This is a genomic window from Amycolatopsis sp. NPDC051061, assembly GCF_040682935.1.
Classification (GTDB): domain Bacteria; phylum Actinomycetota; class Actinomycetes; order Mycobacteriales; family Pseudonocardiaceae; genus Amycolatopsis.
The window spans coordinates 1-26,502 of the sequence record NZ_JBFBBZ010000063.1; the positions used below are offsets into that span (position 1 = coordinate 1).

General features: G+C 67.9%; 24 protein-coding genes and 1 pseudogene. 16 read left to right on the forward strand and 9 right to left on the reverse strand.

The genetic code is table 11. The annotated features are described in order from the left end of the window. Positions 1–242 precede the first annotated feature (242 nt). Positions 243–1,685, forward strand: a pseudogene (locus tag AB0N03_RS45780) (carboxylesterase family protein); the annotation flags it as partial. A gap of 59 nt (positions 1,686–1,744) precedes the next feature. After that, positions 1,745–2,767 carry a zinc-binding dehydrogenase gene (locus tag AB0N03_RS45785; protein ID WP_364386628.1) on the forward strand — a complete coding sequence of 341 codons (1,023 nt, stop codon included), beginning with the start codon at positions 1,745–1,747 and terminating at the stop codon, positions 2,765–2,767. A gap of 133 nt (positions 2,768–2,900) precedes the next feature. Here AB0N03_RS45785 and AB0N03_RS45790 read toward each other — a convergent pair whose 3' ends face one another. Next, positions 2,901–3,650: a TetR family transcriptional regulator gene (locus AB0N03_RS45790; RefSeq protein WP_364386630.1), complete on the reverse strand. Its 750-nt coding sequence runs from the start codon at positions 3,648–3,650 to the stop codon at positions 2,901–2,903. On the opposite strand from AB0N03_RS45790, the gene AB0N03_RS45795 reads away from it, so the two are divergent. Then, entirely contained in the window at positions 3,649–4,641 is a 993-nt protein-coding gene (locus AB0N03_RS45795) for an aldo/keto reductase (protein ID WP_364386632.1), read from the forward strand. The two genes, AB0N03_RS45790 and AB0N03_RS45795, sit on opposite strands and share 2 nt — an antisense overlap. 495 nt (positions 4,642–5,136) lie before the next feature. After that, positions 5,137–5,409: a cyclophilin-like fold protein gene (locus AB0N03_RS45800; RefSeq protein ID WP_364386634.1), complete on the forward strand. Its 273-nt coding sequence runs from the start codon at positions 5,137–5,139 to the stop codon at positions 5,407–5,409. Positions 5,410–5,434: 25 nt separating this feature from the next. Here AB0N03_RS45800 and AB0N03_RS45805 read toward each other — a convergent pair whose 3' ends face one another. After that, entirely contained in the window at positions 5,435–6,331 is an 897-nt protein-coding gene (locus AB0N03_RS45805) for an AraC family transcriptional regulator (protein ID WP_364386636.1), read from the reverse strand. A gap of 189 nt (positions 6,332–6,520) precedes the next feature. On the opposite strand from AB0N03_RS45805, the gene AB0N03_RS45810 reads away from it, so the two are divergent. The 3 genes from AB0N03_RS45810 to AB0N03_RS45820 all read left to right on the forward strand — a co-directional run bounded on the left by AB0N03_RS45810 (position 6,521) and on the right by AB0N03_RS45820 (position 8,626). After that, positions 6,521–6,868, forward strand: a complete 348-nt coding sequence (locus AB0N03_RS45810) for an MmcQ/YjbR family DNA-binding protein (RefSeq protein ID WP_364386715.1) — start codon at positions 6,521–6,523, stop codon at positions 6,866–6,868. After that, a complete protein-coding gene (locus AB0N03_RS45815) occupies positions 6,865–7,233 on the forward strand; it encodes an MmcQ/YjbR family DNA-binding protein (protein ID WP_364386638.1) in 369 nt (122 codons plus the stop codon). The genes AB0N03_RS45810 and AB0N03_RS45815 overlap by 4 nt, the downstream gene beginning before the upstream one ends. A 79-nt stretch (positions 7,234–7,312) precedes the next feature. Continuing rightward, positions 7,313–8,626: a replication-associated recombination protein A gene (locus tag AB0N03_RS45820; protein ID WP_364386640.1), complete on the forward strand. Its 1,314-nt coding sequence runs from the start codon at positions 7,313–7,315 to the stop codon at positions 8,624–8,626. A 31-nt stretch (positions 8,627–8,657) separates the two neighbouring features. Here the strand turns inward: AB0N03_RS45820 and AB0N03_RS45825 are convergent, their stop codons facing one another. Beyond that, positions 8,658–11,042: a hypothetical protein gene (locus tag AB0N03_RS45825; RefSeq protein ID WP_364386642.1), complete on the reverse strand. Its 2,385-nt coding sequence runs from the start codon at positions 11,040–11,042 to the stop codon at positions 8,658–8,660. 352 nt (positions 11,043–11,394) lie between these two features. Here AB0N03_RS45825 and AB0N03_RS45830 point away from each other — a divergent pair, with 352 nt between their 5' ends. Next, positions 11,395–12,618 (forward strand): hypothetical protein, encoded by a 1,224-nt coding sequence (locus AB0N03_RS45830; protein WP_364386644.1) that lies wholly within the window; start codon positions 11,395–11,397, stop codon positions 12,616–12,618. A 153-nt stretch (positions 12,619–12,771) separates the two neighbouring features. On the opposite strand, the gene AB0N03_RS45835 is transcribed toward AB0N03_RS45830, so the two are convergent. Continuing rightward, on the reverse strand, positions 12,772–13,905 hold the full coding sequence (locus AB0N03_RS45835) for an IS701 family transposase (RefSeq protein ID WP_364386646.1): 1,134 nt from the start codon (positions 13,903–13,905) through the stop codon (positions 12,772–12,774). Between the two features lie 4 nt (positions 13,906–13,909). On the opposite strand from AB0N03_RS45835, the gene AB0N03_RS45840 reads away from it, so the two are divergent. Next, the gene (locus AB0N03_RS45840; RefSeq protein WP_364386648.1) at positions 13,910–14,470 is read left to right on the forward strand and encodes a hypothetical protein; all 561 of its coding nucleotides are present in this window, start codon (positions 13,910–13,912) and stop codon (positions 14,468–14,470) included. Positions 14,471–14,621: 151 nt separating this feature from the next. Here the strand turns inward: AB0N03_RS45840 and AB0N03_RS45845 are convergent, their stop codons facing one another. Both AB0N03_RS45845 and AB0N03_RS45850 read right to left on the reverse strand, forming a co-directional pair. Continuing rightward, positions 14,622–15,251, reverse strand: a complete 630-nt coding sequence (locus tag AB0N03_RS45845) for a hypothetical protein (protein ID WP_364386650.1) — start codon at positions 15,249–15,251, stop codon at positions 14,622–14,624. Between the two features lie 361 nt (positions 15,252–15,612). Then, entirely contained in the window at positions 15,613–16,293 is a 681-nt protein-coding gene (locus AB0N03_RS45850; RefSeq protein WP_364386652.1) for a site-specific integrase, read from the reverse strand. Between the two features lie 408 nt (positions 16,294–16,701). Between AB0N03_RS45850 and AB0N03_RS45855 the strand changes: the two genes are divergently transcribed. Next, positions 16,702–17,040: a nitroreductase/quinone reductase family protein gene (locus tag AB0N03_RS45855; RefSeq protein ID WP_364386654.1), complete on the forward strand. Its 339-nt coding sequence runs from the start codon at positions 16,702–16,704 to the stop codon at positions 17,038–17,040. Positions 17,041–17,283: 243 nt separating this feature from the next. Beyond that, positions 17,284–17,889, forward strand: coding sequence for an ISAs1 family transposase (locus tag AB0N03_RS45860; RefSeq protein WP_364386716.1), 606 nt, complete (start codon positions 17,284–17,286; stop codon positions 17,887–17,889). 599 nt (positions 17,890–18,488) lie between these two features. Here the strand turns inward: AB0N03_RS45860 and AB0N03_RS45865 are convergent. Both AB0N03_RS45865 and AB0N03_RS45870 read right to left on the reverse strand, forming a co-directional pair. Continuing rightward, positions 18,489–19,937 carry a carboxylesterase family protein gene (locus tag AB0N03_RS45865; protein WP_364386656.1) on the reverse strand — a complete coding sequence of 483 codons (1,449 nt, stop codon included), beginning with the start codon at positions 19,935–19,937 and terminating at the stop codon, positions 18,489–18,491. Between the two features lie 79 nt (positions 19,938–20,016). After that, positions 20,017–21,081 (reverse strand): hypothetical protein, encoded by a 1,065-nt coding sequence (locus tag AB0N03_RS45870; RefSeq protein ID WP_364386658.1) that lies wholly within the window; start codon positions 21,079–21,081, stop codon positions 20,017–20,019. A 366-nt stretch (positions 21,082–21,447) separates the two neighbouring features. On the opposite strand from AB0N03_RS45870, the gene AB0N03_RS45875 reads away from it, so the two are divergent. From AB0N03_RS45875 to AB0N03_RS45890, 4 genes are all read left to right on the forward strand, one after another. Further along, positions 21,448–22,401 (forward strand): hypothetical protein, encoded by a 954-nt coding sequence (locus tag AB0N03_RS45875; protein ID WP_364386660.1) that lies wholly within the window; start codon positions 21,448–21,450, stop codon positions 22,399–22,401. A 47-nt stretch (positions 22,402–22,448) separates the two neighbouring features. Continuing rightward, positions 22,449–22,871, forward strand: a complete 423-nt coding sequence (locus AB0N03_RS45880; RefSeq protein WP_364386662.1) for an organic hydroperoxide resistance protein — start codon at positions 22,449–22,451, stop codon at positions 22,869–22,871. 37 nt (positions 22,872–22,908) lie between these two features. After that, entirely contained in the window at positions 22,909–23,805 is an 897-nt protein-coding gene (locus AB0N03_RS45885; RefSeq protein ID WP_364386664.1) for an MBL fold metallo-hydrolase, read from the forward strand. A 95-nt stretch (positions 23,806–23,900) separates the two neighbouring features. Then, the gene (locus AB0N03_RS45890) at positions 23,901–24,818 is read left to right on the forward strand and encodes a helix-turn-helix transcriptional regulator (protein ID WP_364386666.1); all 918 of its coding nucleotides are present in this window, start codon (positions 23,901–23,903) and stop codon (positions 24,816–24,818) included. Between the two features lie 470 nt (positions 24,819–25,288). Here AB0N03_RS45890 and AB0N03_RS45895 read toward each other — a convergent pair whose 3' ends face one another. Next, the gene (locus tag AB0N03_RS45895; protein WP_364386668.1) at positions 25,289–25,597 is read right to left on the reverse strand and encodes a hypothetical protein; all 309 of its coding nucleotides are present in this window, start codon (positions 25,595–25,597) and stop codon (positions 25,289–25,291) included. A 5-nt stretch (positions 25,598–25,602) separates the two neighbouring features. Between AB0N03_RS45895 and AB0N03_RS45900 the strand changes: the two genes are divergently transcribed. Then, positions 25,603–25,935 carry a hypothetical protein gene (locus AB0N03_RS45900; protein WP_364386670.1) on the forward strand — a complete coding sequence of 111 codons (333 nt, stop codon included), beginning with the start codon at positions 25,603–25,605 and terminating at the stop codon, positions 25,933–25,935. Positions 25,936–26,502: the final 567 nt, after the last annotated feature.

Here is a 26,502-nt window from a genome sequence, read left to right on the forward strand (position 1 = left end):
TCTCCGCCCAGTCCTCCACGTTCAGCACCCTCCTACCTCAGAGGGGGTCAACTTTCGGAAGACTCCTGGGGGTCAGTTTTCACGAAGCGACGACAAGAAGAAGAGGGGCAGCGAAGACTGTCACCTGATGACCACCAGATGACCGATGTCGGCAGGGCCATTTGCCGAACCCCGGGAAATGATCGAGCACAAGAAACCAGCCGCCGACACCCCGCGCGAACACCCGAACCGCGCCGGAAGGACACGTCATGACCGCCTCCGCACCCACGGCCCCTACCGCACCAGGGGTGCGGTCCTGGTGGGGAATCCCGTACGCCACCGCCGAGCGATACCGCCGCCCCGTGGTCGCGGGCTTCGACCCGGACCGCCCCTACGACCGCAAGGGCGTTGCCCCCGTCCAGCCCGACAACGGCGACTGGCTCGAAGCGGACAGCGGGACCGGCGAGGACTGCCTGAACCTGAACGTGTGGGCCCCCGAGAAGCCGGCCGGCAAGGCACTGCCGGTGGCCGTGTACATCCATGGCGGCGGATTCGAGTACGGCGCGAACACACAGATCACCTCGAACGCCGCCGGACTCGCCACGACAGGGCGCGTGGTGGCGGTGTCGATCAACTACAGGCTCGGCGCGCTGGGTGCGCTCTCGCTCTCGCAGTATGGCGGCGCTCTGACGGAGGCCAGCAACCTCTTCCTCCAGGACGTCATCGCCGCGCTCACCTGGATCCAGCGGAACATCGCCCACTTCGGCGGCGATCCCGACAACGTCACCGTCTACGGCCACAGTGCCGGCGCCTATACCACCTTCGGGCTGCTCGGGGCCTCCTCCGCTGACGGCCTGTACCGGCGGCTGGCCGGGTTCTCCGGCGGGCCCGCCCGCAGCGTTCCGGCCTGGTGGGCCGAGGAGCTCGCGGGGCGGTTCGTCACCGAACTCGGCGTCGCGGGCAACCCGGAGAAACTGCTCGACCTCGACACGGCCTCCCTGAGGGATGCCTTGAGCAAGGTCGCCCCGACGGATCTCGGAGTCCGGGGCGGGGTGGACAACCAGGCCACCGGCGTCGTTCTGGACCTCGGGCAGCCCGGCGCGGTGGTGCACGCCCATCCCATGGACGTCCTGGCCTCGGGGGCGCACCGCGATGTCGACGTGCTGCTGAGCATGGCCAGCGACGACATGGGCTGGTGGGTGGCGAACGACTTCGACCGGTTCGACCCGGGCACCGTCGACCGCATCGTCGACGAAGTCGCGGGGTGGCGTATTTCCCGTTCCCGCGCGAAGAAGATCGTCGATGCCTACGACCAGGGCGGCCGCACCCCTGCCGAGGTCCGTGCCGCGGTCATGGCGGACTACCTCTTCGCGCTCCCGGCCGCCCGCGGCGCCCTGGCACATGCCGCCGCGGGCGGTAACGCCCATCTCCTCCTGATCGGGCCCGCCGAGGGCGCGCCCGCCGTGCACGGCACCGAGATGTACGCCCTGGTCGGCCAGGAACAGCCGGGCCGCAGCGCGGGTCAGGCCGAGCGCGACACGCGTATCCGCGACCTCGTGCTCGACTTCGCCACCGGCGAGCAGACCCGTCTGTGGCCCGCCGTCACGGACCGGCCCACCTCGGAAAGCGTCGGCCACCCGCCCTTCGAGGCCACCGCCCACTACCAGCAGTCCCTCGACCTGTGGGAGGGCATCGCCCGGCCCTGACGGCCGGCTGGGGATACCGAGCAGCGCGCCAAGGGGGACAAACAGAGGGAGGAACTCAAATGAGCCAATCGACAGCGGCCGGTGACTCCGTACCGGCGACGATGCGGGCCGTCGTCGTGACCAAGACCGGCGGCCTCGACGCACTGGAGATCAAGGATGTGCCGGTGCCGGTACGCAAGGCCGGCTGGGTGCGGATCAAGGTAAAAGCGTTCGGCGTCAACGAGTCCGAGGTCACCACCCGCAAGGGCGAGTCGAGCCCGGACGTCACCTACCCGCGCGTCCCCGGCATCGAGGGCGTCGGCGTGGTCGATGAGGCCGACGAGGCCAGCGGGCTGCGGCCGGGACAGCAGGTGGCCACGATGATGGGCGGCATGGGCCGCTCGTACGACGGCGCGTACGCCCGGTACGTGACCGTCCCCGCGGAGCAGGTCATCCCGTTCGAGACCGGCCTGCCGTGGGAGGTCGTCGGTGCGCTGCCGGAGATGTTCCAGACCGCGTACGGCTCCCTCGCCATCGGCCTCGGCCTGAAGGCGGGGCAGACGCTGCTGATCCGCGGCGGCACCTCCACGGTCGGGCTGAGCGCGGCCACGATCGCGAAGGACCTCGGAGCCACCGTGCTGTCCACCACCCGCAGCCCGGAGAGGGCCGGTGAACTGCGGGCCGCGGGCGTCGACCATCCCCTCATCGACAACGGCACTATCGCCGACCAGGCGCGCGAGCTGGTGCCGGACGGCGTCGACGCCGCGCTGGAACTGGTGGGCTGCTCGGTCCTCGCCGACACCCTCCGCACCGTCCGCCGGGACGGCACCGTCTGCTTCACCGGAGCCTTGGCGGGCCAGTGGACGATCCCCGATTTCTCCCCGTTCATGATCCCCTTCGGGGTGCGGCTGACGTCCTACGGCGGTCAGGCCGCCGACCTCCCGGCCGACGTCTTCGCCCACCAGCTCCAGGCCATCGCCGCAGGGCGCCTCAAAGTCCCGATCGCGAAGGTCTACCACGGCCTGGAACAGATCCGTGACGCCCAGGCCGACCTTGAGTCCGGCACCACGCCGGGCAAGCACGTCGTCGTCCTGGACGACTGAGACCTGGGCCACCGCGTGATGTTTGCCTGGCCAGCAGCGCTGGTTCGTCCGCAGGATGTACCCATTGGTGAGCGGCAAGGGCGGCCGGCGCCGTTCGAGGGATGTTCGGGCAGGGCTGCCGCAGGTCGGGACCTCAGCGCGCTCGAGGGAAAAGCCGCTCGACAGCGGTCACCACCGCGGCGCGGCGCGCGGCAGTGGTGGGATCCGCGGCGTGTGCGTCGGCGGCCTCGCTGAGTTCGGGTTGAGACGCCCAGGTCATGGCGATCTGATTCACCAGGGCGAGGACGTCGGCCGGGTCCCAGGCGGGGTCGAGCTGTCCAGTCTGCTGCGCCTGTCGAAGCTGGTCGATTTTGCGGGCGATCACTGCCTGGGCGGAATCGTCGGCAACGGCTGCGGCGCCCGGCAGTTCGAGGCGGCCCCAGGTGATCAGGCGGTGGTGGTCTGGACGGGCGACGAAGTAGTCGAACAGGCGGCCCGCGTAGCCAGGGAGGTCGGAGGGGACTATCTGGGTGGCCTCGGCGATGACGACGTACTCCCGTGCGGCGACGTCGGCATAGAGCGCGTCTTTGCTGCGGAAGTAGGCGTAGACGCGTTCTTTGCTGGTCTTGGCGAGTTTGGCGATGCGGTCCACACGGGCGCCGGCGATGCCGTGGCGGGCGAACTCCTCCATGGCAGCGGTAAGAATGCGCTCGCGCGTGGTGTCGCCGCCGGCGGCGGCGGGCGCTGCGGTCTCGCCGGAGTCGCGGGACTGGGACATGGTCCCAGAATAGAGCGCCAAACCGTTTGGTTTGGCATCCGGGTGATCGGCGCGTAGAGTCAAACCGAACAGTTCGGTTTGACCTCTGCGGGTGAAACCGGCGAAGTACTCAGGGAGTGAACTCATGCAGCACCGCAATCTGGGCTCTCAGGGTCTGCGCGTCTCGGCGCTCGGCCTGGGGACCATGGGCATGTCCATGGCCTACGGCGCCTCGAACGACGACGAGGGCATCGCGACCATCCGTCGCGCCCACGAACTCGGGATCGACTTCTTCGACACCGCCGAGCTGTACGGCGCCGGTACCGGCAGCAACGAGATGCTCCTGGGCAAGGCAGTCAAAGACTTCCGCGAGGAGGTGGTCCTTGCCACCAAGTTCGGCTTCGACATGACTGCACCGGCGACCAGCCCCGCCTTCGACAGCCGCCCGGAAAACATCCGCAAGGTCGCCGAAAACAGCCTGCGCTACCTGCAGAGCGACCACATCGACCTCTTCTACCAGCACATCTCGGACCCCGACATTCCGGTCGAGGAGGTCGCCGGCGTGGTCGGCGACCTGATCACCCAAGGCAAGGTGAAGTACTTCGGCTTGAGCAACGTCGGCCCCCAGTACATCCGCCGCGCCCACGCCGTCACCCCGGTCTCCGTGCTCCAGTACGAGTACTCGCTCTTCGAGCGGGAGGTCGAGGAGAAGATCCTTCCCGTCCTACGGGAACTCGGCATCGGCCTGGTGCCCTACTCCCCGCTCGGCCGCGGCTTCCTCACCGGCCAGGTCAAGCCCGCCAGCGAGTACGCCGCGGACGACATGCGCAGCTGGGACGAACGTTGGCAGGGCGAGAACTACACCTACAACCTGCACGCCACCGAACAGCTCAAGAATCTGGCCGACACCAAAGGCATCACCACCGCCCAACTCGCGCTGGCCTGGCTGCTCGCCCAGGGCGAGGACATCGCGCCCATTCCCGGCACCCGCAGCACCAAGCGCATCGAGGAGAACGCCGGCGCCGCCGACGTCCAGCTCTCCGCCGCCGATCTGGCCCGCATCACGGAGACCCTTCCCCGCGGCTCGGCAGGCAGCCGCCTCCCGGCTGCGGTCCTGTCCAGCTTCACCACAGACTGACCGTGCCGGCACCCGCGCGTTGCGAGGCGAGGCTGGGCCCGTCGGCCAAAGGCGGCACGTGGTGCTTCAGATGCAATTCGTCGCGTTCCTCGGCGCTCAGGGCGCCGGGCGCGTGGCCGCAGCGGCGGAACACGCGACAGATCATCAGGCGGTTTCCTGCTCGGGGTCGGCGGCGGGGTACCAGTAGGCGTCTTGAGGACGCGCGGCAGATGGACGTGAAGCTGCTCGACTTCGACCTCGCGGCCACGCTCCCGGAGTTCGCGGGCCAGGATTTCGGTGAGGCCGTATGCACGTGCCGACCTCCCGCACATCCGATTCCGATGCGGCGGGGCCGGCGGCAAGGTCGGCGAGGTTGGCGAGCAGTTCGCGGGCGCCGGGGGCGCCGGGGGCGATCTCCTGGACGCGGGGGTTGAAGCCGTCTGATCGAGGATGTCGCGGGCGGCGGCCGGGTCGCGGACATCCTCGATCCGGTTGGTTGCGGGCGGGACGGGGGGTGTGCGCGGTAGCCGAACGAGATCAGACGGAACACCCCAGAGGGCAGGACCCCTTTCCCGGTCTCTCGCCGCAGGAGGCGAGCCGCGGTCCAGTTACGAGATCTGCCACATCAGGTACTGGCCACCCGGTCCCGACATCGCCGTCTTCTATGACCACGACGGCCAGTCCATCCCCGACCCCGGCATCGTCATCCTCGGCGAAACCGACCCGGGGGCCGATGCCTTCAAGAAGTACGACGGCACCGCCGACGTCACCATCGAGGCCATCGGCTGAGACCGGCCGGAAACCACCGGGATCGTCAACCTGGGGGAGGAGGGACGGTCGGGGCCCCGTCGGCGGCGAAGGCGGCCGGGGTGAGACCGGTGCGGCCGCGGAAGAAGCGGCCGAAATTCGCGGGATCAGTGAAACCGAGATGAGCGGCCACGGCCCGGGCGTCCCACCGGGCACTTCCCAGCAAGCGTCGGGCTTCGAGCAGCCGCCGCTCGTTGATGAGCTCACGCACCCCGTTGCCGGTGGCGTCCTGAGCGGCGCGGCTGAGGGTACGGACCGAGCAGCCGAGCAGCCCGGCGTAGTCCCCAGCCCGATGCAGCTCGCGGAAATGCAGCTCCAGAGTGTTCACGAACCGTCCATAGAGGTCACCACGGCTCGTCCCGGCCATCGCGTCGGCTGGGGCGACCCCGGCGGCGTTGGTGAGGCGCAGCAGCAACGATTCGAGCAGACTGCGCCGCAGGGCGTGGTGCACATCGAGAGGGCGGCGCCCGAGCGCGCGGTGTTCATCCAAGAGCTGGAACGCCGTCTGCTGAAGCCAGGGGGCGTCATCGGGGTGCGGGCTCAACACGGCCGGGGCCGTGTGCGCGGTGAGTGGGGCCAGGAGACGCGCGAGGTCGGGCCGCAGCACCTCCGGCTCGAACAGGATGAACGGGCCGCGGGCGTCGCCGGGCGGGTGCCAGCACTGCGCGTGTCCGGGACGCACCCACAGCCACTGGCCGGGCGCGACGGTCCGCGTGACGTGGTCGACGTCGTGCCGCAACTCACCCTCGGTGACCAGGATCAGGTAGTGGAAGGTGGCGCGGCCCGGACGAGGCGGATCCCACGGCCAGGCGTCGTGCTGGGCGAAGAAGTCCTCGATGGTGATCACCTCGAGGCCGTACGGAGTACCGACCGGCGGCTGGAAACCGTACAACCGAACCGCCACCGGTTCGCTCGGCCTGGGGTGTCGCTTGTCGACCATCACGTGTCCGCAGCCTACAGCCCTCTTGGTCGACTTCGCGGGAAGGATGGGGACGTGCCGCCGCAGCCGCTGTCACAGTTCGTCACCACCAGAGGAGGCTCACCCATGAACGAATCGACCCTGCAGAAGACCGCCGTCGGCTGAGCGGAGGAACTGCCAGGAGCTCGGCTGGAGCACCCCTTCGGCCCCGACTGGGAGGTCTTCAAGGTCCGCGGCAAGGTGTTCATGCTCATGACCGAGGTTCCGGGGCGTCCCGTCGTGATCCTCAAAGCGGACCCCGGCGAGGCCCTCGCCCTGCGGGAGCACAACAGCCACATCACCCCCGGTTACCACATGAACAAGAAGCACTGGATCACCCTGGAGGCCGGGGAAGACGTCGACGAGAAGCTGGTCGAGGAACTCGTCACCGACTCCTACTTGCTCGTGATCTCGCACCTGTCCAAGGCCGAGCGGCCCGTCGACCCGCACACCTACGGCAGCGCCACGCGGGCGACTCGGTGAGCGCGGCCGGTGACCGGCTCCAAGACGCCGCGCGCGCCACGGCCCTCGCGCTGCCCGGGACGGACCACGGTTACCCGTTCACCGAGCACCTGGACGTGTACAAGGTGGCCGGCAAGGTGTTCCTGATCGTCACCGACGACCCGGACGACCAGATCATCACGGTCAAATGCGAACCCGAACATGCCCGCGCACAAGAACGCGGCTACGTCTCGATCACACCAGGCCGCTATCTCGACAAACGGCACTGGATCTCGCTGGGGCCGGGACCCGGCATCACCAAGCGACTGATCACCGACGCCGTCGCGAATTCCTACGAACTGGTCGTCGAGCGGCTGCCGCGACGCGACCGCCCCGGTGCTCGATGAGCGCCGCCAGCTACCCCGTCAGTGTCCCGTGCAACGCTCGATACGCCCGCACACGTCCCACCTCCGATCCGAGAGTCCGATGGAACCGATCGAACCGACCCTGCCGCTCTTCGACCAGGAGCCCGCCCGGCCACTCGCCGACCGCCTGCGCCCCACCCACCTGGACGAGGTCGTCGGGCAGGACCACCTCCTGGCCCCCGACGCCCCACTGGGCCGCATGGTCGCCCAGCAGCGCCTCGGCTCCGCCATCCTGTGGGGACCACCCGGCGTCGGGAAAACGACCATCGCCCGGCTCCTCGCCGACGGCAGCAACCTGACCTTCGAATCGGTGTCGGCCACCTTCTCCGGCGTCGCCGACCTGCGGAAAGTCTTCACCGCCGCACGAAACCGACGCAGTGTCGGACAGGGCACCCTGCTGTTCGTCGACGAGATCCACCGCTTCAACCGCGCCCAGCAGGACAGCTTCCTTCCCTACGTCGAGGACGGCACGATCACCTTGATCGGCGCCACCACGGAGAACCCGAGCTTCGAGCTCAACGGCGCACTCCTCTCCCGCACCCAGGTCCTCGTCCTCAAACGCCTCGACGAAGCCGCGCTGACCACGCTGCTCGACCGTGCCGAGCAGCTCACCGGCCACCGGCTGCCCGTGGACGACGACGCCCGCCGCGCCCTGATCGCCATGGCCGACGGCGACGGCCGCTACCTCCTCAACATGGCCGAACAGCTCCAGGCCCTCCCGGACACCGGGACGCCCCTGGACACCACCGCGCTCGCCCACCACATCCAGCAGCGCGCCCCGCTGTACGACAAGGCGCAGGAGAGCCACTACAACCTGATCTCCGCGTTGCACAAGTCGATGCGCGGCTCCGACCCGGACGCGGCGCTGTACTGGCTCGCCCGCATGCTCGACGGTGGCGAGGACCCGCTGTACGTGGCCCGCCGGCTGGTCCGTTTCGCAGGCGAGGACATCGGTATGGCCGACCCGCACGCGGTTCAGCAGACGCTCGCCGCCTGGGACGTGTACGAGCGGCTCGGCTCCCCCGAGGGCGAGTTGGCGATCGCCCAGGCCGTCGTCTACCTCGCCACCGCCCCGAAGTCCATCGCCGTCTACCGCGGCTTCAACGCGGCCAATCGCGCCGCCCGACGCACCGGCTCACTCACGCCCCCCGCCCACATCCTCAACGCCCCGACCCGGCTGATGAAGGACCTCGGCTACGGCAAGGACTACCAGTACGACCCCGACACCGCCGACGGCTTCTCCGGCGCCGACTACTTCCCCGCCGGCATGGACCGCGAGACCTACTACCGGCCCACTCAAAACGGCCACGAGGCCCAGATCACCGAACACCTGCGCCACTGGGCCGCTTTGCGTGCTCGGCGGCAGGACGGCTGACCGGACGATCACCACCAGCGCGACCGCCGAATTACCCGCCTCCGTCAGGCAGGTGGCCGACCTCAGTCAGTCCTCGCCGTCGCCTGAAGTCCGTGATCAGCTGCCAGCTCACCCGAGGATCGATCGACATCTGCTGCCGAGCCGACGCCAGCGAGACGACACTGCCATCACTCATGGCCAGACGGACTGTCTTGGGCGTCAGGCTGTTGGTGAAGAACTCGACGATGGTCGCGCTGAAATAGAGGTAGCTCGCGGCCTCCCAGTGCAGCCGGGACAGTGCCGTCGGGATGCCTGCGTCGTCGTCGGGAAGCAAGGCGACACACTGGCTGATCATCCATGGGGCTTCGCCGTGCACCGCGGAGGTCACTGTGACCAGGAACGAACTCGGATCAGCTTCGCCCTCCAACTGCACGGCAGCACTCGCAAACGCCTTCAGTTTGGCCGAGAGGTCCGTGGCGACCAAGGAAGGAACGATCGAGTCGAGGTCGCTCTCAAGCTCGGAGTCGGTATGCCGGTCGTACATCGCCACCGCTGTGCGTCGTAGCTCGCGGGGAAGCCCACCGGAGAAGCAGTAGCAAAGGTGGATGAAGGGTTCCGGGATGCCGATGGCGCGCTTCGCGAGCCACGCACGGGCGTCGTCGAGAGTGAAGGGCTCGATTCGGACAACGGTGGTAAAGGCACTGTCGAAGGCGTCGCGAACGGGAATGCCTCGACGGTGGAACGACGTCAGCGCATCCTCGGACACGGACACGAGGAATACGCATCCTTTCACTCCGAAGATGCCCTTGATCTCGTCGATGAACTCCCTGGCCTGCGCGGCGTCGGCGAACTTGTCGAGCTCGTCGATCCCGACGATGACCCCGCGGATGTCGTCCGGAGCGAGCACCGAGACGACGCGCTCGAGCAACCGGCGGTAGTCGTCAACGATCTCGGGGTGAGTCAGCGGGCGTTCAGCTCGGGCGATCGTCCGGGTCAAGCCCAGTTCGAATAGACCACCGCTGCTCAGCTTTCCCGACCACCCTTCGGTCCGGGTCTGCAGGAACCGCACCTGACGCAGATCACGCCAAGCCAGGGCGCACAAGGCCTTGTGCTCCAGGCTGTAGTACCGGCGCACCCGGCGCCGCCATTCTCCGAACAGCAGGGCCGCGAACCCTTCGATTAAGTACCGGGTGACCAGCCACGCAGGCTTGATCATTGCGTACGCGAGCATCATCATCGCTGAGATCTGCAAAAGGAGGTTCCAGTGCCAGGGGACGAGGTAGTTTGCGGGATCGGTGAGAAGGCCGTCGACCATCGCACTGACTCTCGCCGCGGTCACCTCCCGGCTCGCGGAGGCGAGGTCGAGGCCGATGATCAGGGGGACCGTTGAAGCGATTGCCCAGAGCGCGCTGGTCAAGATGACGCGGAACCCGTACCACGCTCGGCTGATGAAGACCGCCCGCCGCCGCAGCCTTCGCCAGACGAGCTCGTCTTCGCTTTCCGCGGGAACCTGCTCGTCAGGCCCCGCGGTGCGGAGAACCGCGCGGCAGGTGATGGCGTAGAGGTGCAACATGAATTCGCGGGCGTCGTACCTCACCGGTGCGCTCGCCGCGACGTTAAGGAACGGCGGCTGTCCAGCCCCTGTGAAGGCGTTGTCGAGAGCACTCTCCATCAGGGTCGACTTGCCGACGCCACGCGGTCCGGCGATCCCGATGGCGCCGGGATCGGGACGCGATAGCTCGCGCCGGAAGGCTTCGATCGATTGTGTCTGGACCAACGGGTCCTCCCCGCCCTGAGCCTGGAGACCCGACCCATCGCGCAATGTCAGAAGGGTGTCGAACGTCGGCTTTTTCGCGCCGTTAATCCACTCCCGGACATACGGAACGACCACGGCGTCGCGGACGGCCTGACGCCATTCGTGCTCATCACCGCGGTGGGCAGCCCGGGCGCGCAGCCGGCTGAGTTCCCACTTCAGCCGCTGCCAGACAGTTTCCGGAAGTCCCCTCCGGACGAGAAATCCCAGGGCCGCGAACATTGCTCCCAGCAGCACGAACGGCACCAACGCTGTGATGGTTCCGTTGAGAAAAGAGAACGTGCTCAGCAGCCACACCGCCACGGAAGGAATGGCCAGCCCTACGAAGATCGCGGCTAAATTGCGTCGGTCAGGACGCCAGTCCGGCGTCCAGAACCGAAGTTGCTCGTCGTGCAACGAAGACAGAGTCTGCTGCGCGTCCAGCACCGGCCCGTACTCCAGTACCAAATGATCCATCAGCCGCGGGTCAGTGGACACTTCGCGGACCAGCTTGCGCTGATCCAGCCGCTCTTCGGCGATCTCCGTGGCGAACTCGACTTGCTTGACCACCTTCAGCAGGATGACAACGAGCTCGCCGCGCAACTCCGACCGCAGGTCACTACTCCGGACGAACTCTTCGTCCACCGGATCACCCCCTGGATCGCTCTCCTGCCTGTTCGGCCACGCTGCCATATCTGGACCGAACCGAGCGTGCGCCGAACGGGCGATCCGGCTGAGGTCACGGGCCCCAATCGTGAATCACGACGTTCTCACGCGAGATACCTGCACCTTTCACCGGGCATAGCCGGATCCAGGTCAGCTGCACCGGCCGCGAAGAGGTCGGCTGTCCCACAAAGAGCACGAACTCTTCTTCGACCGGCTGCGCGCCGACGGCGTCTCGCCTCAGCACACGGCTAAGCTGACGGCCACGCACGACCGGCCGCGCCAGGTCGGAGGCCGGTGCAAGGTAACGCAGCGAGGTGAAGACAATTTCACAGTGACCGACTATCGACCACGACCCACCCTGTCGGACCTGACCAGCCGCGAGCTCGAGGTCATTGAGGCTGCCCGGTGCGGGACGATGCTGGTGTGTAGCGAGCTTCCAGTCGACCAGCTCGCCGCCGATGATGATCCAGCTCGTGAGGTCCAGGCGGAGCTCCTGCGGGAGCTGCTGCTCGGCTTGCATGGCCCGGTCGATCCCCGTGGCGTGCGGCTGATGGGGGCCCGAATCATCGGCATGCTGGATCTCGACACGATCTCTGCCGACACAGGACTCAGGCTGATCAACTGTGTCTTTCCTGAGTACATTGACACGACGAACTGCCACCTACCATGGCTCTGGCTGAACCGCAGTCACATCGAAGGCCTGCTCGCACGCCAACTGATTGTCGGCGGCGACGTACGTCTAGACAGTGTGCGAGTTGGCGGAGGCGGAAATGGCTCAATCAGCCTGCAGGGAGCTCGAATCGGCGGCGTGCTTGACCTCAACGACGTTCAAATCACTAATGACGGCGGGCCTACGCTACTCGCCGATGGTCTGAAGGTCGACGGGGACATTTACCTCCGGGGGGTGCGGATCGTCGGCTCCGGAGTCGGCAGTGAGGTTCGTCTGACCGGTGCTGAGGTCGGCGGTCAACTCGTACTCAGCGACTCGGACATCAGTAACGAAACTGGCTCAGCCTTGATCGCCGATCGGCTGAGCGTCAAGGGGGACCTGCTGCTGATGGCCACACGGGCGCGCGGGGCTGGCAGGTTCGGTGTGCTCTATCTGCACGGCGCCCGCATCGGCGGCATGCTCGACCTCGACGGAGCCGAGCTTGCTAACGACACCGGTCCAGCGCTGCGTGCTGATCGCTTGCAGGTCGACGGGAACCTCGATCTCAGAAACATCAAGGTCGGCGGCGCTGGCGAGTTGGGTACGGTTCGTCTCCTCGGCGCCCGGATTGGCGGCAGGCTCGATCTCGAAGGAGCTGAGATCAGCAACGCGTCCGGCACGTCCCTGCAGCTTCAGGAGGCTCACGCAGGAGAGGCGATTGATCTTCCCTTTACTGTCGTTTGCTCCGCACCGACGCCGGACTCCCCCTGCTCGGATGCAAAGGTTGTCGATGTCGACGGGCTCACGTTCAGTGCGCTCAGTCGCATGGGCTGGCAGCAGTGGCTGCACGTCATTCGGCTCCACACCAGAGAATATCGACCTAGTACTGCAACGGCAGTCAGGTGAGTGGATAGCCGCGGCGTTTGTAATGGCTGAGACGGGCTTGGTGTTGTCGTCGCCGGCGGAAACGTGACCAAGCCCAGACATGCTCGGCGGCGTCGGTGACACGCAAGACCAGTCTGATGAGCAGGCGCCGGATCTCCGGTAGCGTAAATCCGATCATGCCCGGCTCGCCGACACCGATTCCCCTTTTACGGCAACGGATCGGGACACGGCCAGCCAGGCGTGGGCGAGCATGGACAGGGTGATGTGGGCATACCACGCCCGCCAGGACCGGACCTGGTACTGGTCGAGCCCTGCTTCGTTCTTGGCCTGCTGGAAACATTCCTCGATCCGCCAGCGAGTCCCTGCGATCCAGGCCACATCCAGCAGGCTCGAGCGACGAGGGCCGTAGCAGACGTAGTAGGCGATCTCGGTCGGATCGCTGATCGAGCGCCGCGCGAGCAGCCAGTGCCCGCGACCGGCCCGCCAGCCGGTCCCGAGCGGGATCCGCGCCCAGTCGTACTCGCGTGGCCCGTGCGCGCCGGCCCCGACAGATAGCCGTCGCCACGACCGGGCGGGCAGGTCCGCGATCAGCTCATCCGCCCGGCGTTCAGCGCTATCGGTGGTGGTCAAGGTGTCGTTGACCTTGGTGGCCAGCACATACGCGGCATCGCGGTCCTCCAGCCACCCGCGCAGGTACTTGACCTGACCGTAAGCCTCATCGGCGGTGACCCACGCGAACGGGACCTTCGCGTCGAACGCCCGCGCCAGCATCGCCATGGCGTGGCGCGGTTTCGTCTCGAACTCGGTCCCGTCCGGAATCCCGGCCCGCCGGCACCGATCCGGGTCAGCGATCCACGGCTCGGGCAGATACAGCTCCCGATCGATCAGGGCATGCCCACCATCGGAGGCATACGCCAGAAACGTCCCGATCTGGCAGTTCTCGATCCGGCCCGCCGTTCCCGAGTACTGCCGCTGCACCCCAGCCGACCGGATGCCTTTCTTCAGAAACCCAGTGTCGTCCACGATCAGCACACCACCGGGCTCACCGAGGTGCTCGACGACATAGTCCCGCACGTCATCGCGGACACCGTCGATGTCCCAATCCGCCCACCGCAGCAACCGCTGCATCCCGTCCGGGGACACCTCGCCGGCCTGCTCGGCCAGCGTCCAGCCGTTCTTCCGCTCCAAACCCGCGACCAGCCCGGACATGTACTCCCGCGCCCGAGCCCGCGGCTCCGAGCGGGTAAACCGGCCCGCGATCCGCTCATGCACCCGATCCAGCTGATCCATCACCACATCGACCACCACCAGGATGATCTACCACACACCACCCGACTGCCGTTGCAGTACTAGCCCGTATCAGCAACTCGCTGCGGTCGAACGGACCGCTGGACACGATGGAAACGCTCGCCGAATCCTGATTGCTCAACAGCGCGATCTCTACGACCGGGCGCCAAACGCGATCGGAGGCTGGGGCGCCCGCCGGTTCCACTGGCTCTGGGGCAAGCTGGCCGGCTATGGGTACCGCGCCCGCCGTATGGCAGTCGCACTCCTGCTCACAGTTGCCGCCTGCGGTGGGCTCGGATTCTGGGCAGGGCAAATCACCGATCGCGACCACCACACCGCCGAACGCGTCACCACCTTCAGCGAACCCGCTGGAAAGAGCTGCACAACGGTCGAATTGATCGGCGTCGGGTTAGATCGTGGCCTGCCCTTCTCCCCGACAGGGGTGCGTGCACGATGCGACTTGAATCCCGACACCGTCTGGGGCGGAGTATTCACCATTGCGATCTGGGTTGCGCAGGCTGCGGTCTGGGGCCTGGCCACCTTAGCGCTCGCCGGCTACACCGCTCTCATCCGCAAAACCACCTAGCCGCTGAGCACGTCTGGTCGGTCGCTGATACGGCCCGGCTTCCAGGAGACGGCAAATAAGTTTCGCCGATCACGGCGACACCACGTTCTTCGACGCTGCCGGAACGCGTCATCAGTAAGCGTGCGAATACGCACCTGGGTAACAGCTGGCGCTACGCCGAGATACCGCGCTCTGCACGTACCAGCTTAACCAAGGCGCGAGACCGCTCAGCGCCTACTCCCAGCGCCTTCCGGAGACTCTCGGCGGAGACCGGACGCTGATACAGCTCGCGATGCCGCCGATCCTCATGTCGTGCCTGCTTCAGCAACTCTGCGTCGACGTTCACGCCTTCCGGCTGCTCCGCCAAGGTGCTGACCGAATCGGCAGTGTGGGCGACGACACCTGAACGCTCGATGGCTGGTACGGCGGCCAGCGCCTGCAGCAGAGTCGGTCCGACTTCCGACCAGCCGATCAGCAACAGCGGACCCACCGCATCGAACAACGCCTTCCCCACCTCGCCAACGATCAACGGCTCCGCGACGTTCAACGCCAACGTCACCACGCTCGACGCCAACAGCAGTCGCCGAGCCGGCCGAATCACCTCAGCAGGAGCGCCCCGCAACGACAGGGACCGAATGGCGACCAACAGCCCGATCACCGACAGATCGACCGCAGGCGCCACCAGCGGCGCCACCCAGACCGGCACTCCCAGCCGAAGTGCCAACGTGAGCACGTTCCCGAAACCGAACAAGAAGGTCAGAGCGACAATGATCCCTACGATCAGCGTGACGGCCGAGAGCACCGGATCGCGACTCTTCCCCGGCCTCAACACAGCGACCGACCTCCCCGGCAGCCGCCCCCCGAGTTCGAGCCTACGGCCATTGGCCTGCTCGGATACCTCGACAGAATCCGGCACGCGCGTGCCCGAGAAGTGCCCGAGAGGTCTCGTACACGTCGACAGAACGCGGTATAGTCCGATACAAGTGATGGCCGGTGACCAGCCGAAAAGGTCTTGTCCGACATCACTCGGCACCACCCGATACCCTAAAACGCGTGCTCTTAACCAGCGGGTTCGGGGTTCGAGTCCCTGATGGCGCACACCACTGAATCGAAGCCCACCTGCGGGCATCCTTGATCACGAGGATCTTGCAGGTGGGCTTTGATCATGGGTGGGACCGGCGTGGGGCCGAATGAGGCCGCGCTTGTCGGCCGTTGTTCTTGGCCTTCTTGTTCCCCCCGCCGCGTCCTTTGCCTCCCTTGCGCCGCTTCCTGCTCCCTCGGCTTCGCAATGAGGCCGCAGCATCGCGCGCCGCCGCCAGTACCAGCGCCGCCGTTGCCTCGGCGGCGCGATGAGCCAGGCACGGAAGCACGCTGGTGTAGGTGTCGGCGGTGAGCACGATGCTGGAATGCCCGAGCATCGCCTGCACCACCTTCAAGTCGTTCCCCGCCGCCAGGGACAGGCTCGCCGCGCCGTGCCGCAGGTCGTGCAACCGGATCGGCGGCAGCCCCGCTTGCGCCGCCAGCCGGGTGAAGGTGTGCGTCACATCCCCGGGCAACGGACCGCCATTCCGGTCGGTGAACAGGAACTCAACCGGCTCACCACCCTGCGCCCGCTGCTGGGATCGCAGTGCCCGCAGCGCCGCCACCAAGCCATGATCCAGCGCCAAGGTGCGGACGCTCGCCTCGGTCTTCGGCGGACACACCACCGTACGGCCACCACGGTCCTGAACCTGATGCGACACCTGCACCACCGCAGCGTCGAGATCCAGATCGCACCAGCGCAGCCCGCTCGCCTCGCCGCGCCGCAACCCGAGCAACGCAACCGCCAGATACAGCACGTACATCGATGACCACGCGCATGCTCCAGGAACTCGGCCGTCTGACGGGCCGTCCATACCGCCACCGGCGGACGCTCACCTGTCGCCTGCCAGTGCGCTACCCGAGCGTCGGTCCACACCACCGCGCGTGGCCGCCGCCCCGGCGGCAGCTCCACCAGGTGCGCGGGGTTCCGCTCGATCAAGCCAACCCGGATCGCGCCGTTCAGCGCCGCGTGCAGCGTCCCGCGGATCCGCACGAACGTAGCCGGCGACAGCGGCCGCTCCCGTGTGGCGTTCGCCCGGGCCAACGCGACGAACATCGCCAGTACTAGCGCCACCGACAACGACCGCACCGGGACGCTCCCCAGGTAGGGCTTCAGGTAGTCGTTCACGTGCTGGGTGTAGAGGCGGCGGGTGTTACTGAGAGTGATGCTCATGTCTGAGCCGATATCTCGTCCGAACGATTTCGATCTTGGCATCATCGCTGAGTTTCGACGCAGCAGCGGCCGAGTGGAGTCGCACGGATTCGCGAGCCGAGTCGTTCTGCTGCACCACATCGGCGCGAGGACCGGCCATACGCGAGTGACGCCGCTCGGAGCCATGCCATACGAGGACTCATGGATTGTTGTTGGGGTTCCGACTCCATCGGGAGGTCCGGCTTGGGCGATGAACCTGCGTGTTAACCCCGACATCTATCTCGAGGTCGGGATCGACCTCGTCGCCGTGAGGGCCCGCGCACTGGAAGGCGAGGAAAGGACCGAGTTCCTCGGCTAGTTTCGCGTGTTCATGAGCGGGCTCGGCAATCCCACCGAGGACGACATCCTCAACTTCGCGGTCTTCCGGCTTGAACGACGGAGCTGATTTCGGTGTCGGGACCGAGTCGAAAATGAACCGTCACTGGGGTCCAGCATGCCAGGGCTATTGCGTGGTGGGGTTTCAGGGGGCTTGAGCTGGGAGGTCGGGTCGGGCCTGTCGGTGTTGGGGTCCATGTAGGACGGGTGCGGCCCGTTGGTGATCATGGTCGACGCCGATGTCCTCTCCCGGGTACTGGCCCGGTGGCTGCCGGCCCGGGCAACACCGGTCACCGTGGTCGGGCGGCGGTGGCGGGTCGTGATCGCCGTCGATGGCAAGGTCGAGCGTGGCGCCCGGCTCGGCGACGGGCGGCAGGTCCATCTGCTCTCGGCGTACGACACCAGCACCGGGATCGTGCTCGCCCAGGTGCAGATCGCGGTGAAGTCCAACGAAATTGCGGCGTTCACACCGCTGATGCGCTTGGTCGCCGCCCAGTGGGGATCCTTGAAAGACGTCCTGGTCGTCGCGGACGCGTTACGCGCCCAGACCGGGCACGCCGAATTGCTCGCTGCCGACGGCGGGCATCTGATGGTCGCGGTCAAGGGTAACCAGCCCACCCTGCACGCTCAGCTAAAGCCCTGCCCTGGGCGCAGATCCCGATCGGCTGCCAGACCCGCGAGACCGGCCACGGCCACAAGGAAACCCGCACAGTCAAAGCCATCACCGTGGCCACTCGCGGCGGGATGGCGTTTTCCCACGCGCAGCAAGCCGTCCGGATCACCCGGACCCGCACGATCAAGGGCAAGACCAGCCGCGAACAGGCGTACCTGACCATGTCTTTACCCGCCGACCAGGCCCAACCCGCCGACCTCGGCACCTGGGCGCGGTCTGAATGGCGAAATCGAGAACCGTCTGCATTACGTCAGAGGTGTGACGCTACGTGAAGACGCGCACCAGGCCCCAACAGGCAACGGTCCCGCCGTCTTCGCCACGCTCCGTAATACATCAATCGGCTACCACCGGACGAACAGCGCCACCAACATCGCCGAAGTGACCCGACGTGCCAACCACCGCCCACACGACCTGATCGACGCCGTGACCTCGCTGAAGAAGGTCCTGATCACGGGAGCCGGAAATCGGCGAGGGTGGGTCCACCGTGGACATTCCTGCCTGGAACATCCGCCACCAGTTCGAGGTCAACGTCACCGGGCTGGACCGGGTGCAGCAACTCGACCTACGCTCCTCGGTACGACCAGGCGACGTCCCGAACGCAACAGCCCTCGCCAGTCGGCGTATCCGGGCCATAAGCGGTTCTCATCAATGACCAGTTGTTACAGGTCCGCGAACGACCCGCTCCGGGCCGAAGATCCCAGCCGCGATTCGCACAACGCCACGCAGAACTACCCCATCAGACCCATGACCGGACGTTGTCACCGGCGAGGTTTGTCCAGTTCCCCGACGAGGCGCCAGATGTTCGGTGCCCAGCCGGGATGACCGGTCTTGACGAACCTGACCCAGGCCTCATGAGTCTCGCCTGCCAGTGCGAAGTCCGGTTCTCCGGCGCCGAGCAGACTGCGCGGTCCACGCAGGGAACGCACATCGAGCCGGTCGAACACGAAGGGCAGCTCGATGCCGTGACACGCTCCCAGCCGGCCCTCATAGGCGCTGGAGGCCCACCGGAACTCGTAGGAGAACGTGTGGCCTTGTGAACGAGCGATATGTGCTGCGGCCAGCCGGCGGCTGCCGCCGGTGAACGCGTCGGTGATGACCCTGGACAGCAGCTGACCTGGCGACTTGTCCGGGAACAGCTCGCGGTAGCCGTCCAGGCGGGTTTCCGGGTCGGGAAAGCGGCGTCGCGCTGCGGCCAGCAGATCAGCTTCACTGGCGGTCTCGCTCAGGCCGTTCGGGACGGTGTAGAGGTTGGCCTCGTCGGCGGTACTGCCGATCAGCAGATCGGTGCCGAGCCCGGGGCGAAGGGTGTCGGCCGGTTGACCGGTCAGCAGCACGCCGTCGATCACCGGTTTGAACGGGCTGGCCCCCACCGCGGTGTCGAGGAAGCCGTGTGCGGCGTGGTCGAGGGGCGGTAGCGCGGTGGCCAGTTCGATGAGCTGGTCGTCGGTGAGGTCGCTCAAGGACGCCGCGGTGGCGTCCCGGCCCAGCAGCGACGAGATTCCTCGCGTGGCCACCGCCGCTTGGCCCCGCTCGAACGCGCAGTCCCCGCTGCCGCTTTGGCTGATCGCCCGCTGGAACAGCCCTTCGGCCTCGGGGCAAGCCAGAAGTGCGGCGACGATCATCGCGCCGGCGGACTGGCCCGCGACCGTCACGCGGGCCGCGTCACCGCCGAAGGATGCGATGTTCTCGGCCACCCAGCGCAGGCCGGCGAGCACATCGAGGAGCCCCCGGTTGGCGGGGGCGTCGGGGACGTCGAGCCAGCCGCTCACGCCGAGCCGGTAGTTCAGCGTGACCAGCACGACGCCGTCTCGGGTGAAGGACCTTCCGTCGTACACCTCGGCGGCCCCGGTCCCCGCGGTCAGGCCGCCGCCGTGGACGAACACCAGCACCGGCAGGCCACCGGCATGAGGATCGGGCGTGCTGACCGTCGCGGTGAGGTAGTCGTCGCCGGTGTGCCGGCCCGTGCCGAGGATCGGGGTGAGGTCCAGGGTGCCGAAGGACCGTCGCGGCGCGGGGGCGCTCGGCCCGGCAGCGGAGGCGTCACGAACCCGCGTCCAGGGCGCGGCGGCCGCGGGTGGCGCGAATCGCCGGGGGCCGGCGGGTGGTGCCGCGTAGGGAATCGAGTGGAAGACGACACCGGTCGGGGTGGCGGCTCCCCGCACCAGCCCGCCGGTGACTCGTGTGGTCAGGGAGATGCGCGTGGTCACAGAGCCTCCATGGTGGATCCGATGCGGGATGCCGCCGGCCGGGCGGGTGGGTTCCGCCCGGCCGGCGTGCGGGCGCGAGTCAGCTGACGTGGACCTGGCGCAGGGTGAAGCCGGTGTTGGGGTTGTGCTGGAGCAGGTCCGCGAGGCCGCCGATGACGGTGTAGGTGGAACCGTGCGGCCCGGCGGTGATGCCGCTGGTGATCGGGTCGGGCACGGTGTCGGTCACGGTGACCTTCGCGCTGCGCCAGGAGCTGTCGGGACGAACGCGTTGCACTATCGCCGGCTTCTGGGTGAGCAGGCCGCTGCTGACCGCGGCGATCGAGCCGTCCGGCAGGACCCGCAGGGACGCCGCGAGCGGGACCAGGCCGGTGTCGAGCTTGACGACGGAAGCCTGGCTGGGGTGGTGGATCGGCACCCGGACCAGGGTTCCGTCACCCTTGGCGACGATGAGCAGGTTCCCGGGCACCAGCGCGACGGAGCTGGCGGCGATGTCGGGCAGGACGCCCGGGACGCCGAGGCCGGGGGTGCCCGCCAGGAGCGGGCTGGTCAGCAGGACTGACGCCTGGCCGGTGCGGGAGACGCGGAACAGGGTGGGGCTCTGGGTGTCGACGACGTAGGCAGTGCCGTCGGCGTCGACCACCACGTCGGCCGCCAGGTGCGAGGTGCTCGTGGGGGCGACGGCGGCCAGGTCGGTGTACCACTGCCGCCGGCCGGTGCGCAGGTCGTAGCTGCCGACCCCGGCCACCTTCAGCGGTCCGGCCGCGTTGGTGGTGTCGGCGGTGCCGAGGTCGACGTTGGTGACCAGCACCCGGTTGCGCTCGCGGTCGATGCGGACGCCCTGGACGGACACCAGCGTCGGGTCGTTCACGAGGGTGCGCGCGGTTCCGTCACGGCCGACGACGGTGACCGTGCCCTTCTTGAGCGACCCCACCAGGAAACTGCCGGTGCAGGGGTCGTAGTCGGCGGAGTGCGGGAAGACCTCGGGCGCTTTGACGGCGATCGTCGCGAGCGGAGACCGCGTGGTCTGGTGGTTCCCGGTGAGCTGTTCGGCGGGCCCGGCGTAGGCAACGGATCCCAGCAGCAACGGGGTGGCGAGCACTGCGGCGGCGAAGACGCCCCTCATGCCGGAGAAACGCAGATTCATCGGTGACCCCTCACTCGGTACGAAGCTGTTGATGTCGTTACGGCCGCTGAATTCGCGCACCAGGATGCGTAGCGATTCCTGGGTTCGGGCCGGCGCGGATCGTGCGGCGCGCTGAGCCGATAGTGCGGCACCCGGCTGCGGATAGCCTGACCCTGGCGGGATCACCTTCGGCCCGGCCGGCTCTCCGGGCTGCCCTACACTCGCAGGGTCAGGCAGCCACCGCGGCGCCGATCCATACTCGACTCCATGACCGGCGAACCGGAGCTCGGACAGTTCTTTCCGCACCGGACTCCGCAACGCGGTTGACGTTCAGCCGGGAATCATTGCGCGCGTATGTTCGCGCGCCCGAAATCCGAAAGGGAAACCATGAACGGGAAACTGTCCGGTGCGGCCGCACTGGCCATCACAGCGGCTGCCACTTTCACGTCCGTTCCCGCCGAGGCGGCACCACACTCTCCGGCCCGTATCGAAGCTCATTTCGATTTCGCCTCGGGCCAGACTCCGGAGAACGCGGCCCTGGAACCCGACGGTGGCCTCGACGTGACGTTCTCGCTGTCCCGCCAGATCGCCCGGATCGGCACCGACGGCACGACCCGGATCCTGGCGACCATGCCGCAGCCCGCCGATGGTGGCGTCAACACCCCGGCCCTGCACTTCCCGGCCACCATGGGCATCGTCCGCGACACCGACGGAACCCTGTACTTCCTCTACGCCACCGGCTCCGCCGATCTGACGGGTGTGTGGCAGCTACGTCCGGGCGGAACCCCGGAGCGCATCGCCGCGCTGCCCGCGAACGGCCTGCCCAATGGGATGGCCCTGGACCAGGACCAGCACGTGCTCTACATCGCCGACGCCGTGCTCGGCACCGTCTGGACGGTGCCCACCGCCGGCGGGCCGGCGACCGCCTGGACGAGCGGGCCGGCACTCCGCTTTTCCGCCATTGCCGGCGCCAACGGTGTGAAGATCCACAACAACGCCCTCTGGGTCTCCAACAGCGACGCAGGCACTCTCGTGCGGATCCCGTTCGGGCCGGGTCACCGGGCGGGCCGGGCCGAGATCCGAGCCACCGGGCTGACCACGATCGACGACTTCGCGTTCACCGGCTCGGGTGACGAGATCCTGGCCGCGCTCAACCACCCCAACCAGATCGTCCGGATTCGCCGCGACGGCACGCACACCACCGTCCTCAGTGGCTCCGACGGCCTGCAGAACCCGACCGCGATCGAGGTGCGCCGCGGAAAGGTGTACGTCCTCGACGCGGCGTACGTCACCCAGACCGACCCCAACCTGCTGACCGCACCCTTGCGCGACTTGTGCTGATCGACAACCCGAAAATCCGTCCACAGTAAACACCGAAGGAGAAGAACATGTCCGCGCTCTACACCACCGAGGCGATCTCGACCGGCGACGGCCGCAACGGCGAGGTCCGCACCGCCGACGGCGTGCTCGACGAGGTGCTCGCGATCCCCAAGGAACTGGGCGGTCCCGGCGGCGACAGGACCAACCCCGAGCAGCTGTTCGCGGCCGGGTACGCCGCATGCTTCCACAATGGGCTGCAGGTGATCGCCCGCGAGAAGAAGGTCACCGTCGCCGAGTCGACCGTGACGTCCACGGTGAGCCTGCTGGCCCTGGACACCGGCGGCTTCACACTCGCGGTCGGGCTGGCGGTGCACCTGCCCGGGCTGGACCAGGCCACGGCCGACAAGCTCGTCGCGGCCACCCACCAGGTGTGCCCGTACTCCAACGCCACCCGAGGCAACATCGACGTGACCCTGACCGCGACGGTGTGAGCCCGAGCGCGGCCGGAACTTCACGAAGGGTAACCGCATGAATCAGACTTTGACGCTGGGATCTGTCGACGTGACCCGGGTCCTGGAGTACACCGGCGCGACCCGGCCGCCGGAGGCGATGTTCCCGGGACTCGACCGCGCCACCTGGCGAGCGCACGAGGACTGGCTGGCGCCGGCCTTCTGGAACCCGGCCACCGACCTGCTCCAGACCTGCGTGCAGACCTGGGTCTTACGCACCGCCGACGAGACGATCCTCATCGACACCGGCGTCGGCAACCACAAGCCGCGGCCGGGGACACCCGCGTTCGACCGGCTCGACACCGATTTCCTCACCCGGCTGCGGGCCGCCGGCACCGAACCGGAAGACGTGACCACCATCGTCCTCACGCACCTGCACGCCGATCACGTCGGCTGGAACACCCGCCTCGTCGGCGGCGACTGGGTGCCGACGTTCCCGAACGCCACCTACCTGCTGGCCCGGGCGGACTTCGAGTACTGGCACCCGGAAGGCGGTCACCGGCCGCGTCTCGCCGCGGCCAACGAGGGCGTCTTCGACGACAGCATCCGGCCGGTCGAGAGGGCCGGGCAGCTCCGGCTGTGGGAGGACGTGCTCGAACTGGGCCACGCGCTACGCCTCGATGCCGCGCCCGGCCACACCCCCGGCTCCGCGATCCTGTCCCTCACCTCCGGCCGGGACCACGCCCTGTTCGTCGGTGACCTGCTGCACAACCCGATTCAGATCGTGGCGCCGGACCTGAGCAGCTGCTTCTGCGAGGACCCCTCGGCCGCGAGCGCGACCCGGCGGCGCATCCTGTCCCGGGCAGCAGGGCAGCACGCGCTGGTGTTCCCCGCGCACCTGGGCGGCGGCCTCGCGGTGGAGGTCACCGAGGCCGGGCCGGGCTTCGCCGTGCGGCGCTGGGGCTTCGAGCAGTGACGGGCCGGATGGACCGAAGGCGGCTCGGCGACCGCGGCCTGCCCTACACCCGCAGGGGCAGGCAAACACCGCGGCACCGATCCATACTCGACTCCATGACCACCAAGTCGGAGCTCGGACGGTTCCTGCAGACACGCCGGGCGCAGCTGCAGCCCGCGGACGTCGGACTGCCGATGTACGACGAGCGGCGGCGGGTGCCGGGCCTGCGTCGCGACGAACTCGCCCAGCTGGCGGGAGTGAGCGAGTCGTACTACACCCGCCTCGAGCAGGGCCAGTCGCTCAACGCGTCACCCGAGGTTCTTGACGCGCTTGCCCGTGCGCTGCGGCTGGACGAAACCGAACGGCGCCACCTGCACGACCTCGCCGGCACCGCACGGCAGAGCGGCAAGGGCCGGACTCGCCGGCCGGCACCGGAACGGGTGAACGCGGCCACACGGCAACTACTCGACTCCCTCGGCGACACCCCGGCCGTCGTCCTCGGCCGCTACAGCGACGTGCTCGCCTGGAACCCCATCGGACACGCGATGTTCGCCGGCCACCTCGACCCGCGCAGTCCCGACCAGCCGGGGAGGCGCCCGAACACCGCGCGCATGGTGTTCCTCGACGCCCACGTCCGCGACCTCTACGACGACTGGCCGAAGAAAGCCCGCGACGTGGTCGGGAAGCTGCGCTTCGCCGTCGGCCAGTACCCGGACGACCCGGCACTGGCCGAGCTGATCGGCGAGCTGGTCATGCACAGCAAGGAGTTCACCACCCTGTGGTCAGAGCACCGCGTCCGGGACTGGGACATCGCGACGCACCGGATGCACCATCCCCTGGTCGGCCCGGTGGACGTTCTCCAGCAGGCGATGCCCCTCCCGGACGGACGCGGGCAGCGGATCGTCATCGTCACCACCGAACCGGACTCCGCCTCGCGCGCGGCGCTCACCCTCCTGGCCCAGCTCACCACCCCGGCAGCCGACGAGCGGGAATCGAACCATAAGCCGATCGCCGGTCAAAGCCCCAGGCGATAGTCGGGTCTGCCCAGGGTTTGGTTGACACCTTGTGTGTGAGGCTTCGGTCTCGAGGGCTTCTTTCAGGTGCGGGAAATCCTCGGCTTCGGCCAGGACTCCGCGCCGTCTGCTCGAGTGCAACAAGGCCTCGACCGGCAGGTGAGCGTGCTTCCCGAGGCCCCAGCCGGGCGGCGGGGCCGGTGGCTCCACCCATTCCCACTGGAACTCCTCGCCGGGCGGGTAGGCGATGATCGCGACATCCCGGCCCCCGGGTGACCTGGCAGGGCGCAGATCATGCGGCCACAGCGGGGATTCCTCGGGTCGGCGGCCTTCGCCAGCCTGGACGGTACCCGCGTCTTCAACTGCTCGCGATGGACCAGCGTCGCCGAACTCCACGCCGCCCGCGAGGACCCGGTGGGTAGGGAATACGCCGATCGCATGTTCGCGATCGCGACGCCGGACCCGACAGTGTGCGTCCTCCGGTCGGAGCATCAGCCGTCGTTCTGACCACCGGGCAGGGACTCAGCGAGAAGCCGCAGTCGCTCGCGGGTGCCGGTGCCGGGGATGGCGTGCAGGGTGATGAGCCGCTGGCGCGGCTGTGCGCCGATAGCGACGGCGCAGTCGAACTCCAGGCGGCCGACGTGGCCGTCCTGAACAATCCAGGGGTGACTTCGGGGCGCCTCGCTCGCGCGGAAGCACGCCGGGTCGGGGATCACGGGATCGGTGGGTCGGGCCGCCGGCTTTTTGCGACTTCGGCAAGGAAGTTCGCTGTCGGCCGCTAGGGAGTTGATCAGCGGCATCTCGCATGAACCGCGGCCCCCTGGGCACCATCCGGGGCTGGCTGATCGCCACCCAGGACGGCCTCGCCGACCTGGACGACGAGCTGGTGGCGTCGCTGGTGCAGGAAACCTCGTTCCTGGAACACCTCGTCGACGACCTGCGTGACCTGGCACTGGCCGATGCCGGCATGCTGCGCCTGGAACGGGTCGAGATCGACGCGACGGAACTGCTGCGGCACGTCGCGGCGGCCCACGGCTCCCGCGTCGACGTGCGGATTCGCGAAGGCATGCTGGTGGAAGCCGATCCGGTACGGCTTCGGCAGATCATCGGCAACCCAGAGACATCAGGACTCGTCTGAATGCTGTTTGTTGGATTTCTCTGCGCTGCATCGCTTGTCGCCGCCATCACCACCAGCAAGAGTGCGAGAAGCGCCGCATGCACACGCTGTGGACCCATGCGGTCATCCTTTCGCTCGATCAGCGCGAGGCCTTGATCGCCGCGACGTAGTCGTTGGACGGCTTGGTGAAGGACGAACCATGCCGACCACCGCGCACAGCGCGCTCAAGTATCCAAGAGTCGTGCTCGGGCCGAAATTGTTGCGGCCAGCCCGAACCTTGGCGGCGAAAAGAACGTACAGCAGCGACATGCTCACGGAGAACGCGAGCGCGCCGGCATCGGTTGCCGCGGTGACCTGGTCGATTTGCGTGTCGGTGAGGTCAGTGCCGGTGCTGACGACGACGTCGCTGGTGACGTCGCTGCGGTGGGGCCTGGTCCCGCCGCAGGTGGTCCCCTGGGCACCCGCGACCACGTTCAGCGCGGTCGCGTACGCCGGTCGACAGGTTGCTGCTGGGGCTGGTGGCGGTCGTGAGCATCGTCGTGATCAAGCGCCGCCAGCGAATCGGTGATCTGGCAGCGCGGACGCTGG

Excerpts from the sequence above, each read along its gene's own strand:
- AB0N03_RS45785 (WP_364386628.1), top strand. The coding sequence starts at position 1,745 with ATGAGCCAATCGACAGCGGCCGGTGACTCCGTACCGGCGACGATGCGG.
- AB0N03_RS45795 (WP_364386632.1), top strand. The coding sequence starts at position 3,649 with ATGCAGCACCGCAATCTGGGCTCTCAGGGTCTGCGCGTCTCGGCGCTC.
- AB0N03_RS45790 (WP_364386630.1), bottom strand. The coding sequence starts at position 3,650 with ATGAGTTCACTCCCTGAGTACTTCGCCGGTTTCACCCGCAGAGGTCAA.
- AB0N03_RS45820 (WP_364386640.1), top strand. The coding sequence starts at position 7,313 with ATGGAACCGATCGAACCGACCCTGCCGCTCTTCGACCAGGAGCCCGCC.
- AB0N03_RS45840 (WP_364386648.1), top strand. The coding sequence starts at position 13,910 with ATGATCTACCACACACCACCCGACTGCCGTTGCAGTACTAGCCCGTAT.
- AB0N03_RS45850 (WP_364386652.1), bottom strand. The coding sequence starts at position 16,293 with ATGTACGTGCTGTATCTGGCGGTTGCGTTGCTCGGGTTGCGGCGCGGC.
- AB0N03_RS45855 (WP_364386654.1), top strand. The coding sequence starts at position 16,702 with ATGTCTGAGCCGATATCTCGTCCGAACGATTTCGATCTTGGCATCATC.
- AB0N03_RS45860 (WP_364386716.1), top strand. The coding sequence starts at position 17,284 with ATGGTCGACGCCGATGTCCTCTCCCGGGTACTGGCCCGGTGGCTGCCG.
- AB0N03_RS45870 (WP_364386658.1), bottom strand. The coding sequence starts at position 21,081 with ATGAATCTGCGTTTCTCCGGCATGAGGGGCGTCTTCGCCGCCGCAGTG.
- AB0N03_RS45875 (WP_364386660.1), top strand. The coding sequence starts at position 21,448 with ATGAACGGGAAACTGTCCGGTGCGGCCGCACTGGCCATCACAGCGGCT.
- AB0N03_RS45880 (WP_364386662.1), top strand. The coding sequence starts at position 22,449 with ATGTCCGCGCTCTACACCACCGAGGCGATCTCGACCGGCGACGGCCGC.
- AB0N03_RS45885 (WP_364386664.1), top strand. The coding sequence starts at position 22,909 with ATGAATCAGACTTTGACGCTGGGATCTGTCGACGTGACCCGGGTCCTG.
- AB0N03_RS45890 (WP_364386666.1), top strand. The coding sequence starts at position 23,901 with ATGACCACCAAGTCGGAGCTCGGACGGTTCCTGCAGACACGCCGGGCG.
- AB0N03_RS45895 (WP_364386668.1), bottom strand. The coding sequence starts at position 25,597 with ATGCCGCTGATCAACTCCCTAGCGGCCGACAGCGAACTTCCTTGCCGA.
- AB0N03_RS45900 (WP_364386670.1), top strand. The coding sequence starts at position 25,603 with ATGAACCGCGGCCCCCTGGGCACCATCCGGGGCTGGCTGATCGCCACC.